The organism is Chloroflexota bacterium, assembly GCA_013152435.1.
Classification (GTDB): Bacteria; Chloroflexota; Anaerolineae; order DUEN01; family DUEN01; genus DUEN01.
Map to the genome: position 1 here is coordinate 24,257 of JAADGJ010000034.1, position 15,195 is coordinate 39,451.

At 62.5% G+C, this 15,195-nt stretch carries 10 protein-coding genes; 1 reads left to right on the forward strand and 9 read right to left on the reverse strand.

Annotated features, from left to right (window positions below; all coding sequences use genetic code 11):
- Positions 1–26: 26 nt before the first annotated feature.
- The 4 genes from GXP39_04205 to GXP39_04220 all read right to left on the reverse strand — a co-directional run bounded on the left by GXP39_04205 (position 27) and on the right by GXP39_04220 (position 4,280).
- A complete protein-coding gene (locus tag GXP39_04205; GenBank protein ID NOZ27243.1) occupies positions 27–731 on the reverse strand; it encodes a hypothetical protein in 705 nt (234 codons plus the stop codon).
- 31 nt (positions 732–762) lie between these two features.
- Complete coding sequence (locus tag GXP39_04210; protein ID NOZ27244.1) at positions 763–1,653, reverse strand: carbohydrate ABC transporter permease; 891 nt, start codon at positions 1,651–1,653, stop codon at positions 763–765.
- A gap of 40 nt (positions 1,654–1,693) precedes the next feature.
- Entirely contained in the window at positions 1,694–2,509 is an 816-nt protein-coding gene (locus tag GXP39_04215; GenBank protein NOZ27245.1) for a sugar ABC transporter permease, read from the reverse strand.
- A gap of 385 nt (positions 2,510–2,894) precedes the next feature.
- On the reverse strand, positions 2,895–4,280 hold the full coding sequence (locus GXP39_04220; protein ID NOZ27246.1) for a sugar ABC transporter substrate-binding protein: 1,386 nt from the start codon (positions 4,278–4,280) through the stop codon (positions 2,895–2,897).
- 283 nt (positions 4,281–4,563) lie between these two features.
- On the opposite strand from GXP39_04220, the gene GXP39_04225 reads away from it, so the two are divergent.
- Positions 4,564–5,805, forward strand: a complete 1,242-nt coding sequence (locus GXP39_04225; GenBank protein NOZ27247.1) for a response regulator — start codon at positions 4,564–4,566, stop codon at positions 5,803–5,805.
- On the opposite strand, the gene GXP39_04230 is transcribed toward GXP39_04225, so the two are convergent.
- The 5 genes from GXP39_04230 to hisN all read right to left on the reverse strand — a co-directional run bounded on the left by GXP39_04230 (position 5,738) and on the right by hisN (position 14,743).
- Positions 5,738–8,044 carry a response regulator gene (locus GXP39_04230; protein NOZ27248.1) on the reverse strand — a complete coding sequence of 769 codons (2,307 nt, stop codon included), beginning with the start codon at positions 8,042–8,044 and terminating at the stop codon, positions 5,738–5,740. The genes GXP39_04225 and GXP39_04230 overlap by 68 nt on opposite strands.
- Positions 8,045–8,278: 234 nt before the next feature.
- Positions 8,279–9,649 carry a sulfatase-like hydrolase/transferase gene (locus GXP39_04235; protein ID NOZ27249.1) on the reverse strand — a complete coding sequence of 457 codons (1,371 nt, stop codon included), beginning with the start codon at positions 9,647–9,649 and terminating at the stop codon, positions 8,279–8,281.
- Positions 9,650–9,709: 60 nt separating this feature from the next.
- A complete protein-coding gene (locus tag GXP39_04240) occupies positions 9,710–11,638 on the reverse strand; it encodes a phospholipid carrier-dependent glycosyltransferase (protein NOZ27250.1) in 1,929 nt (642 codons plus the stop codon).
- Entirely contained in the window at positions 11,593–13,929 is a 2,337-nt protein-coding gene (locus GXP39_04245; protein ID NOZ27251.1) for a YfhO family protein, read from the reverse strand. The genes GXP39_04240 and GXP39_04245 overlap by 46 nt, the downstream gene beginning before the upstream one ends.
- A gap of 40 nt (positions 13,930–13,969) precedes the next feature.
- The gene (gene hisN, locus GXP39_04250; protein ID NOZ27252.1) at positions 13,970–14,743 is read right to left on the reverse strand and encodes a histidinol-phosphatase; all 774 of its coding nucleotides are present in this window, start codon (positions 14,741–14,743) and stop codon (positions 13,970–13,972) included.
- Between the last annotated feature and the right edge of the window lie 452 nt (positions 14,744–15,195).

Sequence of the window (15,195 nt, forward strand, 5' to 3'; positions counted from 1 at the left end):
GTTTCCTCGCCGTGTAGGTATGGAGCCTATCGGCCTCTTGTCTCCTCATCGGCCTGGGCCATCTCCTCATCCACGACCATTCGGCAATTGTTGACGATGAAGATGCCCCATACGGCCGGGAGGATGAAAAGAAGCCCGGGGCTGATGTAGAAGACGGCGAAGGCGAACAGGACGCCCATCGCGAGCAGGCCAAGCGAGTTGTGGATGTGACGGCTTGCCAGGATCAACGCGCTGCGAAGGGCCGTGTATAAGTCCGCGTCATATAACGCGATCACAGGAAAGGCGTAGAGGTAGAGCGTCGTGAGAATGATCAAGGCGGATGCATCCGCGGCCAGCCCCAGCCAGGCTATCAATGGCACCCGGGGGTGTGAGAGGATGGGAAGTGTTAACAGCATGGCGAGCAGTGGAAGGCAGCCCAGGAGCCCCAGTCCGACGCTGCGAGCCCAGAAGCGCGGCCAGGCCCTGAACATGATGCGAATGCTCGACCTGGGCCGGAGCACCATTTCCGCCTCATGCGCCAGGAGAGCGGTCCAGCCCGGGGCTGTGATCACCACGCCGATCATCAGAGCTGGCATCCACAGGCCGAGGGTCGCGAGGAAGAATGCCGGCGCCCAGCAGATGGAGAACAGCAGGCTGGCGAGCAACATGGAGGGGAGGTTCTCCCAAAGCTGCTGAACCGTCAGCCGGACGTAGGTGTGCCGGCTCAGGTGCCGCGGATCCTCCGGTCTCATCGGCGTGTTGATGGGCTCCCTTTCTCATGTTTCATGCTTTCAATCCGGTGAGCGCGATTCCCCTGATGACGAAGCGTTGGGCCAGCAGGAAGAACAGTAACACTGGGAAGATGGACATCATGATGCCGGCCAATACGTGGGCGCGATTGCCCATGCCCATGTACCCTTGCAGGGTCACGAGGGCCAAAGGGAAGGTCAGTTTGTCCCAGGATCTGAGGAAGAGCAAGGGGCCATAGAAATTGTTCCATGATCCGAGAAAGGTGAAAATCCCCAAGGCTGAGAGCCCCGGCCCGACGAGAGGCAGCATGATTCGCCAGAAGATTCTGAAGAACCCGGCGCCATCGATCTTGGCCGCGTCCATGAGATCCTCGGGTAGCGTCAGGAAGAATTGACGCAGTAAAAACACGCCGAACGCGCTGGTCATGCTGGGCAGGATAAGCGCCCAGTGGGTATCCATGAGGTGCAGGGATCGGATGAGGATGAAGACGGGCACCGTGGTGACCTGTGCCGGCACCATCATGGAGGCCAGGAACAGGAAGAAGAGGGTATCTCGCCCGGGGAAGCGCAGACGGGCGAAGGCGAACGCTGCCAGTGCACACGTGAAAAGCTGGCTCCCCGTAACGATCAGGGCGATCTTGAGGCTGTTCCAGAAGAAAAGTGGGAAGTTGATCTTCTCCGACCGGATGACGGCAAGGTAGTTGTCCCATCGCCACGCGGTGGGCAGGAAATCCGGTGGTAGCTCGAACGACTCACCGGGATTGCGCAGCGAGGTGGAAAACATCCACATGATCGGCGCGATCTCGATGATGGCCATGGCGATGAGCAATGCCCAGATGATCGTCTCGCCGGCGTAGAAGCCAGCACGCTGGAGCGCGAATTTTCGGAGATACGTTTTTGGATCTGTCGCACGTGCGGTGGCCATTGGCAGTCCCTGTCACCTCGATTGAAGGCGTGTACACATCCTACTCATAGTGGACCCATTTCCGGCTTATCCAGAGCTGGAACAGCGTCAGCGCTACCAAGACGACGAGCAGCGAGAGCGCTACTGCCGACGCGTATCCCATCTCGTACCGCTTAAAGGCCATTTCATAGATGTACATGGCGATGGTGCGCGAGGCGTCGCCCGGACCTCCTTCGGTCAACACGTAGGCGTTGTCGAAGATCTGAAAGGCGCCGATCAGAGAGATGACGATGCAGAAGAAAGCGGTGGGGGTGATCAGCGGTAATGTGACGTAACGGGTCAGCTGCAAACGATTTGCCCCGTCGATCTTTGCTGCCTCATAAAGGACGTCCGGGATCCCCTGCAGGCCGGCGAGATAGAGTACCATGAGATAGCCGCAACTCTTCCAGACATCATAGAGGATAACGGAGGGGATGGCCCATCGCATGCTGCTGAGCCAGGGAACGGGTTCCAGCCCGACCTGCTGGAGCAGGTAATTGAGGATACCGCGGTCTTGCGTCAGGATGAACCGCCAGACGACGGCTAGGGAAGCGGTCGTGGTCAGAACGGGGAAGAAGAACGCCGTGCGAAGAAGGTATCTGAGTACTCCCGGCATCTTGCGGTTCACGCCCATGGCCAACAACAGGCCCAAAACGTTATTCAGCGTCGTCGCACCGATCGTGATGTAGAGGCTGTTCCGGTAAGTGATGAACATGCGTTTATCATGCAACAGGCGTGAGAGGTTCTCCAGGCCGACCCATTGGGGTGGCGCCAGGAGGGAGTAGTCTGTGAACACCAGCGCGACCGAGGCGAGGATCGGCACGATTAGGAATGCCATCAGTAAGAATACAGCGGGAAGGATGAAGAGATATCCGGAGATCGCTTCATGAACCCATGTCCGCATTGTGTGGTCCGCAGGAGATCGCATAGCGGCTGTAATTCTCCGAATGCGATCCATGCTCGTCTGGGCCATATCTCCTCCACCGTGGATAGGCGTCATCCGAGGACATTATACACCCCAAGAAGGGGATGCCCACTACGACGGTGAACCGATTTGCCTGCCCTACCTGGGTGTATGGGGCTTGAGGTGGCGATGAGCCCGTGCCAAACATGAACTCGCCCGGTAATCGGCGAAAACTCCTGGGGGATCGCGTGGGGATCCCCCAGGAGCAAGGATGCGCCGACTAGCTCGGAACGCTCGATCCATCATCTGGTCGGGGTTTTCATCCGACCCGGAACGGCTCGTCGCCCATCTTCTCCTTGAGTTTATCCATCTCCGCCTGGAGTTCCTCGTGTGCTGCCTGCACCGCCTCTTCAACGCTGACCTCACCGTTCCAGATGCCCTGGTAATGGCGGTTGAGCAACGGCTCGATGATGTTGAAGTTGGGCGGTGAGACCACGGTGTCGGCGTAGTCCAGTGATTCGTAGAAGATCGCCGTGTTCGGTGGCCCATACTCTCGGAACTCGGGCGTCTCAGCGACGGAGCGAAGCGTGGGAATATTGCCGCCGAGCTTCACCATGTCCATGGAGGCCTCACGGCCTGACAGGAGCGTCAGAATATCCCATGCCTCGTCGGGGGTCTTGCACGCGTTGGTCATCCCCCAGCCGTCCGTGCCGGCGACGGTCCGCAGTGGGCCAGACTTATGGGGCTGGTACTGAAGGTCGTATGTCTCGAAGCCCGCGTTAAGGGAACCTCCGATGCACCAACGGCCGCAGGTCCGCATGGCCAGATGCCCGGAATGGAACTGTCCCCACTCGTCCCACCCGGCCGGGTTGGGAGCCACCTTGTGCTTCAAGATCAGGTCGGCCAGGAACTGGAGCGTCTCGGCGACCTTCGGGTCGAGCATGTTCGAATCGCGCCAGTCGTCAGTCAGAGGGCTGGTATCGTTGACAAAGTACCAGGCACACATCCCGAACATGCCCCCGCCCCAGAAGGAGTAGGCGTACAGGTCCTCAGCCGTGCCCTTGACATCGGCGATCTTCACGCAGGTTTCCAGGAAGTCGTCCCACGTCCAATCGGGGGAGGGGGGATCCACGCCCTTCTCCTCGAAGATGGCGGTGTTGTAGTACATGACCATGTTGTTCCACGAGAAGGGGAATTCCATTTGCTGCCCCTTCCATTGCAACATCTCACGCAGCAGTTCGTGGGTGTCGTTCATGAGCATGTCCTGGGCCTCGGGATCGGCATCGAAGAATGGATCGAGCGGCCGCAGGACTTTGGTGGTGGATAGCAGGGGAATCCCCTCGACGGCGATCATCACCAGATCGAGCTGCTCGCCGCCGGCGATGCGCGTGATGATGAGGTCCGCATATCCGGACCATCCCCCTGGCATGTCGGTCTGATCCACTCTCAACTCGATGTTCGGGTATCGTTCCTTCGCCCGTTTCAAGGATCCGTCCCAGGTTTGCACGCCCATCTGGGATGTGGCGACGATGGTCACGGGCTCTGCGGCAGCTTTGGTCGGTTTCTCCTCCTGGACTTGTGGGGCGGCTTGGGGCATTCCTGCACATGCCGCAACCAGTGCGCCTGTGAGCGTCGCCGCGGAGAGGCGGAGCATCTCTCGGCGGCTCACCTTATGACTTGTGAAGGGAGAATCTCGCCTTGCCATTTCTTCTCCTCCTGACTTGTGACTTATGAGTGATCCAGCAGACCGAGCCTCCGAGTCCCATGGACAAAAATGACCGGCATCGCCAGCAGTTTCCTCAAGCCTCCTGATCCGTGAGATGGACTGCAGGCTGAGATCCCGGTTGTTGACCTGGGTGATTTTGACGAGAATGGCCAGAGGTGAATGCGGAACACGATTGCCAGCTGACTTGTGCTCATTGTATAATGTAATATAGATTTCTTACTCGATGGGTGACATTGGGCCTGAATTAGGACAGAAAAGGGACATGCTGCCCCGAGAGCAATTCCTGAAACACCTACGTGGCGCCTTAAATCATCTGTACGATGATCCAGGCTATCTGCGCCGTTCTCCTTTGGCTACCTTGTTGGGCGTGGCCGATCGATTCGACGCGCCGGCGGCCTTGCGACGCGTCCTGATTGAGGCGATTGAGTCCCTCGAGCCTGTGGGGGATGAGATGTCGCAGTCCCCTGCCTGGCAGATCTATGGTGCTCTCTATTACCGGTATGTGCAGCAGTTAAGCCGACAGCAGGTTGCAGATCAGCTGGGCATCAGCGTCCGCCAGCTGAGCCGCTGGCAGCGTGCGGCTCTGGAGACCCTGGCCGATACGCTCTGGGAGCAGTTCGACCTGGAGGCCAAGTTCTTTGAGAATGCGGGGAGCTCTTTCGAGCAAGAACCGGTGGCTATACCCACCGTGGACGAGGAGCTGGCTTGGTTGAAGGAGGTCCCGCCGGAAGCTCCGGTGGATCTTCACCAGACCCTGCTGGCAGTGCTGGATCGGATCCAGCCACTGGCCACGCAATATGGAGTTCACCTGGAGGTCATGCCTCTGGGAGATCTTCCCTATCTTGCCGTGCATCAGCTGGCTCTAAAGCAGGTCCTTTTGAATCTGATCAGTGTGGCCATCCATCGAGCTTCTGGCGGTACGATCGTCGTCTCCGGTAGGCGGTTGCACCAGGAGGTTGAGATCGAGATCCGGTGCGCTGAAGCCCATCCCGGGGATGCGCCGGTTGTTGATGATGATCAGGCCAGCGTGGAGATGGCGCGCTACTTGGTGGACATGTGTAGGGGTAAGCTGAACTTGTCGATCGACGGGGGGAAGTTTAATGCCAGGCTCACGATCCCTGCTCTGGAACAGCTGCCCGTGCTGGTTATCGATGATAATGTAGACACCCTGAGACTCTTACAGCGATACACCTCAAATACCCGATATCATCTTGTCAGTACAGATGATCCTGATCAGATTCTGGACCTGGTTGAGAGGTTTTCCCCTCGTATTATCGTATTGGATGTGATGATGCCTCGGGTGGATGGCTGGGAGTTGCTGGCTTTGCTGAAGCAGCATCCGCTTACCCGCCATATCCCCATCATCGTGTGCACGATCCTTCCTCAAGAGGAACTGGCCGACTCCCTTGGTGCCGATGGCTATGTGCGTAAGCCAGTCAAGCGGCAGGCCTTCCTGGTTGCCCTTGACCGGCTGGCTGAATGGTTGGAGCCAGTATCTCGCTGATGACCTGGATGCAATCCAGGAGGATAGGGCCTGAGAGCCCGCCGTTACGTGTCACGGTCAACCTCTCGCTCACCACGGGACCACCGGTCGGATCTTTGCATGAAACCACGATGACCGGGATCTCTCGTATTGTGGGATCTTGGCCCTTCTCGTGAAGCACCCGGAACCCATCCTTTCCTGGCATGATCAGGTCGAGCAGCATGGCGTCAGGTCGCCGCTGGCGTAGCAGATTGAGCGCTTGCTGTCCGTCCCTGGCCTGCAAGATCCGGTAACCGCGTCGAGTTGCAGATAGCATACGTGTAAGAAGTTGTAGCTGTCCCGGCTCATCATCTACAAGCAGTATGGTCTCCACCTCCCCGCCCAGGTCCTCCAGCGCGGAGAGCAGCTTCTCTCGGGTGATCGGCTTCAACAGGTAGCGCGTGACACCCAACTGCCTGGCGGCCTCATCCTCTCCGGGTGCCCAACAGGTCATCACCGGCGTTCCGTACGGCAGGTCTGCCAGCCGATCCATCATGGCCGATGCATCTTCCAGCGGGGAGAGGTTGGCGATGAGCGCTTGAGCCGGCGAGCGCTTCAACTCATGTATCGCTTCTTCAGGGCTCTGGACAGAGACGATCTCGACGTTATCGCTATAACGGCGAAACAGCCGTTGCAGCATCTTCCCTTTCTCTAGAAGAACGAATCGAGGGTTCACCACCGGCGCAGGGGCTTCCGACCGCCTGGTGCGGACCCGGTACTCATACCTGCTATATGGGCTGAACCATCGTTTTATGTCGTGGGCAGCATGAGCCGTGGGGGTAGGAGGCTCTATGGGTAGGCTGAAGGTGATCGTCGTGCCGACCCCATTCCCGTTTGCCCCAAGCTGGCCCTGCGAGTGGGCAACGGGCGAAGGGCTCTCCACCCATATCTTTCCCCCGTGCATCTCTACGAACCGCTTGCTGATGCTCAACCCCAGGCCACTACCGCCATAACGGCGGCGTATGGAGCTGTCTGCCTGCTGAAAAGGCTCGAAAAGCCGTTCTCGATCTGCCAGGGGAATGCCAGGGCCGGTGTCGATCACGCTGATCATCATGTGGCCTTCCTCGCGCCAGATCTTTACCCAGGCCCCACCCCGTTCGGTGAAACGGCCGGCGTTGCTCAGCAGATTGATCACCACCTGGCGGATACGCGTCCGGTCGCAAAAGATCAAGGGCAAGTCAGGGGGAAGCTCCACTTCCAAGGAGAGCCCCTTCGACTTGAACAGAGGTTCCACAACTCGGGTGGCCTCTTCGATGATCTCATAGGGGGAGGTCCATTCCTTGCTCAGCGCCATGCGCCTGGCTTCGATCTGGCTGAGATCAAGCACGTCGTCCACCAGTTTGGCCAGATGTTGGCTATTACGTTGGATGACAGCGATATCGGCGAGAAGAGCGGGGGGCAGTTTCTCGCCGTACACTTGGGGCGACTCGGTGATCATCTCGCTGAAGCCGATGATCATGTTCAGCGGCGTGCGTAACTCATGGCTCACGTTGGCCACGAATTCCTCTTTCGCCCGGCGTGCCTCTTCAGCGACCCGGTACATCACCCGCAATCGATCCGACAACCTGGCCAGTTCCCCATTCGCCTGGATCAGGTCTTCCTGGACTTGTCGGAGCTTCGCTTGTCGATCACGGGCCTCCTCCATTTTCTGTCGGGCTTGTTCAAAGCTGAAGAGAGACCACTGCGTTACGGTGAGCAGCGTTTGGGTCGCGGCCCCGCCGAGCAGCCCGGCGAAGATCCCGCCCACGATGACCGAGGCGGCGTATCCGTTGGATATCGGGATCCATCCTAAGCCGGGGCCAAGCCCCAGCACCAATCCGATCGCCAGGCCCTCGGCGAGCAAGCCAGCCGTCCAGCCCAGGGTAACCGAGGCCATGAGCGGCAACAATACGTATAGGAACACCACCTCGGATTGTCGGAACAGGTAGATGATGAGCGTGATGGCTGTCGCGATCCCGAGGTGCCAGATCGCTTGAGCGAGGAGGTAGTATCTCCCGAGCAGCCAGAGGGACAGAGCGCAGGTCAGGATGATGACCCCGGTGACGGGGATGAAAGCGAAGCCCAGATGCCTTCCTACATCATCCGCGATCAGGAACTGCCAGATCAAACAGGCGCCGCCGGTGACGAGAATGATGTTGCGTGATGTGGATCGCAATAGATCGGTTACCGAGGAGACGAAGTTAGGATCAGATTTCAGCGAGATGCGTAGTGCGTGCCACATAAGAGCCTCCCCTCTAGCATCCCGAAGCCATCAGGCACGCGAGACAACGGAGCACCGGCGAGCGTCGTCCGAATCCTTATCCTCAAAGAGGGCTAAAGCCTTCTCTCGCCGGTGCTATGATTTTAGCATAGCACTTCTTCGAGTTTATCAAGGCTAAGTTCTATGGATCTTCGCCCAGGTAAAGCAACATATGGATTCTGGTCTCTGGGAGATTGAGCAAGCTCCCAGGGGAGGTCACGCGATCCCGCCGGAGGCCAGCTCGTACTTGCCCTGGATGCCTTTGACCTCCACCTGGGCGGCCCCTCGCCGGAAGTAGCTGCCGAAGGCGCGGGCCAGACGGCGCGCCTCCTCCGGGTACTCGTCGATCAGGTTCCTCCGCTCGCGCGGGTCCTCGATCAGGTTATACAACTCGTCCGGCTCCCCCTCCGGCCGCCGGATGTAGCTCCACGTCTTATCACGGATACACCGATCGGGCGCCTCGTGGTAGCCGGTGATGATGACGTCGCGATGCTCATCCGCGTCACCGCGCAGCACCGGCAGGAAGCTGCGGCCGTGCATGGCCGACGTGTTGTGCGCAAGGCCCAGCAGATCCAGAATCGTGGGCAGCATGTCGTGGAACTGGACGATGGCCTGGGTGCGACGGGCGCCCTCGCCGCCGGGCAATCGGATCATGAACGGCACCTTGAGCAGCTCGCTATACATGCGGTCGCCGCCCTTAAGGAACTTGCCGTGATCGGCCAGGGGATGCCCGTGATCCGCCAACAGGACGATCACAGAGTCGTCGTAGTAGCCCAGCTCCTTCAACGCATCGAACAACCGGCCCAGGCAGTGATCCACGAACGCGGCTTCGCCCGCGTATAACCCCTGGATGTATCGGATCTCCTCGGGGGTGGCCCACTCCTCCGCCGGCCCGCCCATGGGCATGATGAGCCGCTTGCCGTTGTAGTTAGGATCCGTGTAGGTGTCGAAGCGAGCCGGTGGATCCCACGGCTCGTGCGGGTCGAAGGAGTCGATCCAGAGGAAGACGCGCTTGTGGACCCGGTTGTGCTTCAGCCAGTCGATGGCCTCGTCCACCACCTTGGCGGGGAACCAATCTTCCTCGCGAGTGAAATCGTCGGTGTTGGCGAGGAATTGGGCCACCCGGCCGCGCCACACCTCGTCATAATGCTCGTTGACGTAGTCATCCAGATTGCGGCGCGGCGGATGGGAGGTCCACGGGTCGTACTCCTGTCCCCGGATCCAGCGATACATGTGGAAGCCGCGGTGGAAGTTCATGCCCGGCGCCCGATAATGGTAGCAGTCGGAGATGAGACCGCACACGTATCCCTCGGCCCGCAGGATCTCGGCGATGGAGAGGTCCTCCTTGGTCAGAGGCTGCCAGGGGCGGAAGGGCAGCGTGGCCTGGCCGGTGAAGAGCTGCGTGCGCACCGGGATGGTTGGCAGCGCCTCAGGGTACGCGTTGTCGAAGACGATGCACTCCCGGGCGAACGCGTCCAGGTTGGGCGTCTGGCAGGCCGGGACGCCCTCGAAGACGGGCTGTCCGCCATTGTAGAAGCTGATGTGATCCTGTCGGAAGCTGTCCAGCATGATGCCGATGACGTTCATGGCTCACCCTCCGTAGTTCTTTGGGGCAAAGCGCTGCTTTGTCCCGGCTTTGTCACTCCTCTAGCGTGTGGAAATGGATGCCAGCTCCACATGGTCGGCCCCCTCGGCCGTCAGAACGCGTGGCGCGCCTGACTGCCCGGGATCGTAGATGCCCGCGAGCACCCGATACGTGCCCCGGGGCAACGTCTCCGGCAGGAAGATGGCGTAGCTTACCGCCGGCTTCCCCACATCGGCCGCACGCAGCGGCGGGTCGATCTGCGCGATGGGGATCAGCGGGCCCTCCGCGGGCACGAGATGGATGAACAGCTTCTCCGTGCCCGCCAACGCATTGCCCCGACCCTCCCATCCCAGATGGACCACCAGCAGCCCGCCGGGGGTTAGCGTCTGCGGCTCGACCGCGGCGGCCTGCAGCGTCAGCCCGTTCGCGAAGGTCACATCGAGCGGATGCATCCGCTTGGGGTCTGGCCGGACGTAGAGCTGCAGCGGCCACACCCCCACCTGCCGCTCGAGAACCCGGGCGTATGCCCTGGCCAGGGCCGCCTGGGCGATCCCCGCGTCGTCCCACAGGGGGCTGGGCTGGACTGGAAGGATCACCCAACCCACCCCCTGGGCGATCAGCTCCGCCACCTCCTGATCGGCGCCGTCCGCGTCGTGTGCGGCGGGCGGCAGGACGACGTGCTCTATCGGTCCTCTGTAATAGTACCACAGCGTCGGATCGGGGAAGTTCTGCGCGATGCGCACCCGGTCCGCGGGCACCCCTATCGTCCAACGCTGGATGGTCTCGGCCAGCGCCCGCCAGCCAATGGTCTTGCTGTACGCCGGGGCGGTGTAGTAACGGCCCAAGGAACCCAGCGCGCCGAGGGTCATGATGGCCAGGATGAGCAGCCCCGAGGCCTGGCCGATGGTACGCAACGTGCGTGCTTGCTTAGATGAAGGCGCACGGGTAGACACAGCCGCCGCCACGAGCAGGTAGAAGGGGGGCGTCGCGGCGATCAGGTAGCGCTCGTTGAAGATCGGGCGGCTCCGCGCGCTGAGCCAGGTGATCCCCACCGGGATGACGAGATAGAGGGCCAGCAGCCAGGCCGCATCCCGCTTGACTCCGCCAGCCTGTATCAGACGAAGGGCGCCGCCCAGCGCCAGAACCCCGCCGAGCAGGGCGTAGAGGGGGCGTCGTCCCGTCGGCACCGTCTCCCCGACGGCGAAGACGCTGAAGGCTCGCCAGAGCGCCTGGACGAGCCCAGGCGAGTCCCCGTTCCCGCCATAATGCGCGATCGTATCTCTCGCCAGCCAGAGCCATGGCGCGTACAGGGCGGCGATGGCCAGTTGCGCCGTCGCCCAGCGGGGGATTTCGCCGCGATGTTGGGGCCTGAGCCATGCCCGGCCGAACACGAAGACGTTCTGCGCCACGAGCACGAAGCCCGCGAAGTAGTGCACCTGCAGGGTGGACCAGCTGACCAGCGCGTACGCGAGCCAGAGGGAATGCCGCGGCCGCGCGGTCATCTCCATCGCCAGCCAGGTGCTGGCGGCCGTCAACGCCAGGCTCATGGTGTACATCCGGGCGTCCTGGCTATGCCAGATGGCGTACGGGCTGGTCGCGAGCAGGAGGGCGCCAACGCCCGCCGTCCCTCGGGGAAGCCCCAGGCGTCGACCGAGCCGGTACACGATCCCCACCGCCAGGGTGCCGAACCAGGCGCTGATGAACCGAAGGGCGAACTCGCTGTGTCCGGCCAGGGAGAGCCAGCCCTTCTCGATGAGGTAGCTGCCCACCGGGTGAGGCTCCCCCAGCGTCAACGTGGCCCGGATCATGTCAGACACGGGGCGCAGGCTGAAGAAGTAGCCGAACGCCTCGTCCCCCCGTAGCTCCTGAGCGCCCAGCCGGAAGACCCGCAGGGCGAACGCCAACAGGATCACGGCGAGGATGGAGACTCGCTCGCCGACGCGCCTCATCTTCTCCGTCCCCATCGCCAGCGCCAGATGCTGACGACGCACAACAGGGCCAGCGAGAGCTCGCTGATGAGCAGCCCAAGCCGAACGCTATCCGGCCGATAGATGAGCTCGACCTCCCACTCGCCGGCGGGCACCGGGATCCCCAGGAACGTCAGATCCGCGCGGAACACGGGGAGCGTCTGGGCACCCTCATCGCGTCGAAGAGCCCGCCAGCCGGGCATCCAGTTCTCGCTCACGATCAGCAGCCCCTCGCGGTCGCTTCGCCCCCGCACGAGGAGCCGATACGGCGCGAGGCGCTCCAAACGGATGGTGCTTTCCCCGGCCGGGGGCGATGGCCCCACCTCGGCATTCTCGAGAGTTGTCCTGTCTCGAGCTTCCACGGGGAGCACGGCCGTGGTCTCCAGATCGAATTGGTGATCGGCCAGTAGGCGTTTGGTCTCCTCATCGTCCGCGAAGACCACGTCATGGGTCACCCAGGCGCGCGGGTTGGGCTCCTTCAGGCGATGTAAATACGTCGTGTCGGTCTCCTGGGGGAACTCCGCCAGCAGGGTGCTGGGCTCGAACAGCTCCCGTCGCCAGGTCAGCACGTGCTCCACCCCGGTCAGGCGCCACATGCGATCCAGGGGGAAGTCCTCGAACAGCATCGCGTAGCGGGCCAGGCGCAGCGGGCTGCTCCCCCACACGTCCTCCACGCGGGCGACCATCCCGTAGTCCTCGTAGACCCGGTACTCATTGTACACCCGCCCGGGCAGGCCCAGGTTCGCCGTGGCTCGCTCCGTCACCGCGGCCTGCACAGCTTCGGCCTCCGGCGGGAGGCTCGTCCAGGCCGCCGGGCCGCCCTCCGCCAAGTTCGTGGTGAAATTGGCCAGGAAGAGATCGCTCACGATCAGGAGCGTGAGGATGGGCACCCGCCAGCGTGCCGCCCGCTCCGTCGCGATCGCCAGGCTTGACGCCAGGGCGAACGCGCATACGGCCCCGGCGATGGCCAGGGACTCACGAAGGGGGACGGCGGTATGCCCGGGGCGCTGCCAGCCCAGCCCGAAGACGACAACCCCGGCTACGATGACGCCCGCGAAGGTCCACGCGACCGCCCGCCGCGTGCGCGCGGGGAGGCGGCCGAGGGAGGCGGCGCCGTATCCGGCCAGGACGCTCAGCCCGAAGGCGACGCCGTAGGCCGCCCGCTCCTGCCCGCGGAAGAGACGGCCGCCGGGCGCCCACCGGTAGAACAAAGGATATAGAAACCCGTTGCCGCCGTAGGAGAGGAGCAGGAAGAACAGGGCGACGCCGGCGAAGAAGAGGATACCCCAGCGGGCGGGCAGAAAGCCGGAGGACGCCTTCCGTCTGTCGCCGGAGAGGACGTGGGCCGACGCCATGAGGGCCAGGCCGAGCGCTGCGACGCTCACGTAGAGCGGCGAGAACCAGGTGAGCACGCCGGGGAGCAGCAATTGCCACGTGTCTCGCAGGGGGAACCCGCCGCTGAGATAGGCGTAGTCCGCGTGGGCGCGCGTGCTGAGCCGGGCGAACTCGACGCTGGGCCATAGCTGGGCCGCGCTGACCCCCAGGGCGAGCAGGGCGAAGCCCACCACGCCCAACACGCGATGGGCGATCTCCCGCGAGGGCAGGCCGCGGCGGACCGTCCAGGTCAGGAGGAGGACGATCCAGGCGCTGACGGCGTAGCTCAGGAACAGGAACGTCTGCGCGTGGCCGGCCAGGAGGGCCATCGCATACGCCAGTGCGGCCCCGGTCCACCATCGCCACTGGGTGGGGCGGCTCATCCCTCGCAGTAGAAGCCACAAGACCAGCGGCAGCCAAATCGCCGTGCGCAGAATGGCCAGCTGCAGCGGTGGATAGCCGGTGAGATAGCCGGAGAGGGCGAACGCGCAGCCGGCGAGGAAGGCCGCGCCTCGATGCCCCGTCAGATCGCGCGCCAGCAGATAGGTGAAGAAGCCCGCCAGCGCGAGGTGAAGGGCGGCCTCCGCCTCCAGAAAATACAGGCGCGCCCCGGGCGTTCCCCAGGGAAGGGTGAGCAGGAGGATCAGATCGCCCAGCGGGTAGAGGACGGCCGCCTGGATGTCGGCCAGGAAGGGGTGGCCGGAATAGGTGTAGGGGTTCCAGATCGGCAGGCGGCCGGCCAGCAGCTCCTCACGCAGGAAGAGGCTAAAGGGGAGGAAGTGATGGGTGAAGTCGCCGTCCGGGAATCGGCGCAGGCCCAACAGCAACGGCGCGTAGAAGATCGCGGCCAGCAGGATGTAGCCCGCGAGGGCGAGGCCGTCGGCTCTCTTGCGCCGGCGAGGGCCTTGAAGCCATCGACGTACGACCTCGCTTGCCTCCACAGGGTAGCCCTCCGCGGACGCCTGGGGCCCCGTCTGGGCGTCAACCCCGGACGAGTGCCATCACCTGATCGAACAGAATGCCGTTGGTGGCGATGGCCTCCCGGCCATAGATGGTTGGGACGCCGTTCCAATCGGTGAACGTTCCCCCCGCCTCCTCCAGGATGACCTGGAGCGGCCCAGAGTCCCACACCTCCATGGCTGGATCGACCATGATTTCCGCCCGGCCGGTGGCCACCAGCGCGTAGCCGTAGGCGTCGCCCCAGGTGCGTTGGATATAGGTGGCGTCGATCAGTCGTTGCCAGGCCTCGGCCTTTCCATAGAGGGAAAAAGTGTTCAGGTCGCTGGCCAGCAGGGTGGCGTCCTTCAGATCGCTGACCGTGGAGACGCGGGCGCGACGTCCGTTCCAGTAGCACCCCTCCCCCCGGGCGGCGTAGACCGTCTCCCCCAATGCGGGGAAGTGAGCCACGCCGATCAGCGGCGCTTGGCCGTCGGTCAGCGCGACGAGCACGGCGTATAATGGCACCCCATGCACGAACGACTTCGTGCCGTCGATGGGGTCGAGGATCCAGGTTAGGCCGGAGGGGGTCTCCTGAGAGCCGAACTCCTCGCCGATGATCCCATGGTCCGGCCAGTAGCGCTCAATCAGCTCCCGCAGCTTCTGCTCGGCCTGTCGATCCGCGATGGTGACGGGGGTGTTGTCCGCCTTGCGCTCGGCTGCGACGCCGGCCTGGAAGTATCCCAGCGTGACGCGGCCGGCCTGCCAGGCGGCATCCAGGGCGAACTCCAACAGGGAACGCAGCGGTGGTGTGTGCATAAATCTACCCCGAGACGTGGTGTGGAATCGGCGGGAGTATAGCACCGTTCGAGAGACGAGGCAATCGATCGTCCTCTCGAGATGATTTCTCTTTTCCCTCCCTCTGCGCCCTCGGCATCTCCGCGGTGAGATGTGGGTAACGCCGCGCAGAGCTTTTCAAAGCTCAAACACCTGCCCCTGAAACCCTACCGTAGGGGCGCCCCTTGTGGGCGCCTGAGGCAGCCACAAGGGCTGCCTCTACAATCTAAAGTAACGCCCGATCCCATAGAGGCCTATTTGGTAGAGACGCAACGCCGTTGCGTCCCTTTGGTATCAACTTAAGCCCCACGAGGGCATGCTTCCACGTCCCCAGGGAGGCTCAAGGGGGCGCAGCCCCTTTATAGGGTCATATCCCGAGTCTTTGCGCCTGTCCATACGTGCTCCAAGCGGACAACAGTCCGCTCTGTGTCGCC

Bases quoted from the DNA above. Each gene is read 5' to 3' on its own strand.
- GXP39_04205 (NOZ27243.1), bottom strand. From the start codon at position 731: ATGAGACCGGAGGATCCGCGGCACCTGAGCCGGCACACCTACGTCCGG.
- GXP39_04210 (NOZ27244.1), bottom strand. From the start codon at position 1,653: ATGGCCACCGCACGTGCGACAGATCCAAAAACGTATCTCCGAAAATTC.
- GXP39_04215 (NOZ27245.1), bottom strand. From the start codon at position 2,509: ATGGCATTCCTAATCGTGCCGATCCTCGCCTCGGTCGCGCTGGTGTTC.
- GXP39_04220 (NOZ27246.1), bottom strand. From the start codon at position 4,280: ATGGCAAGGCGAGATTCTCCCTTCACAAGTCATAAGGTGAGCCGCCGA.
- GXP39_04225 (NOZ27247.1), top strand. From the start codon at position 4,564: ATGCTGCCCCGAGAGCAATTCCTGAAACACCTACGTGGCGCCTTAAAT.
- GXP39_04230 (NOZ27248.1), bottom strand. From the start codon at position 8,044: ATGTGGCACGCACTACGCATCTCGCTGAAATCTGATCCTAACTTCGTC.
- GXP39_04235 (NOZ27249.1), bottom strand. From the start codon at position 9,649: ATGAACGTCATCGGCATCATGCTGGACAGCTTCCGACAGGATCACATC.
- hisN (NOZ27252.1), bottom strand. From the start codon at position 14,743: ATGCACACACCACCGCTGCGTTCCCTGTTGGAGTTCGCCCTGGATGCC.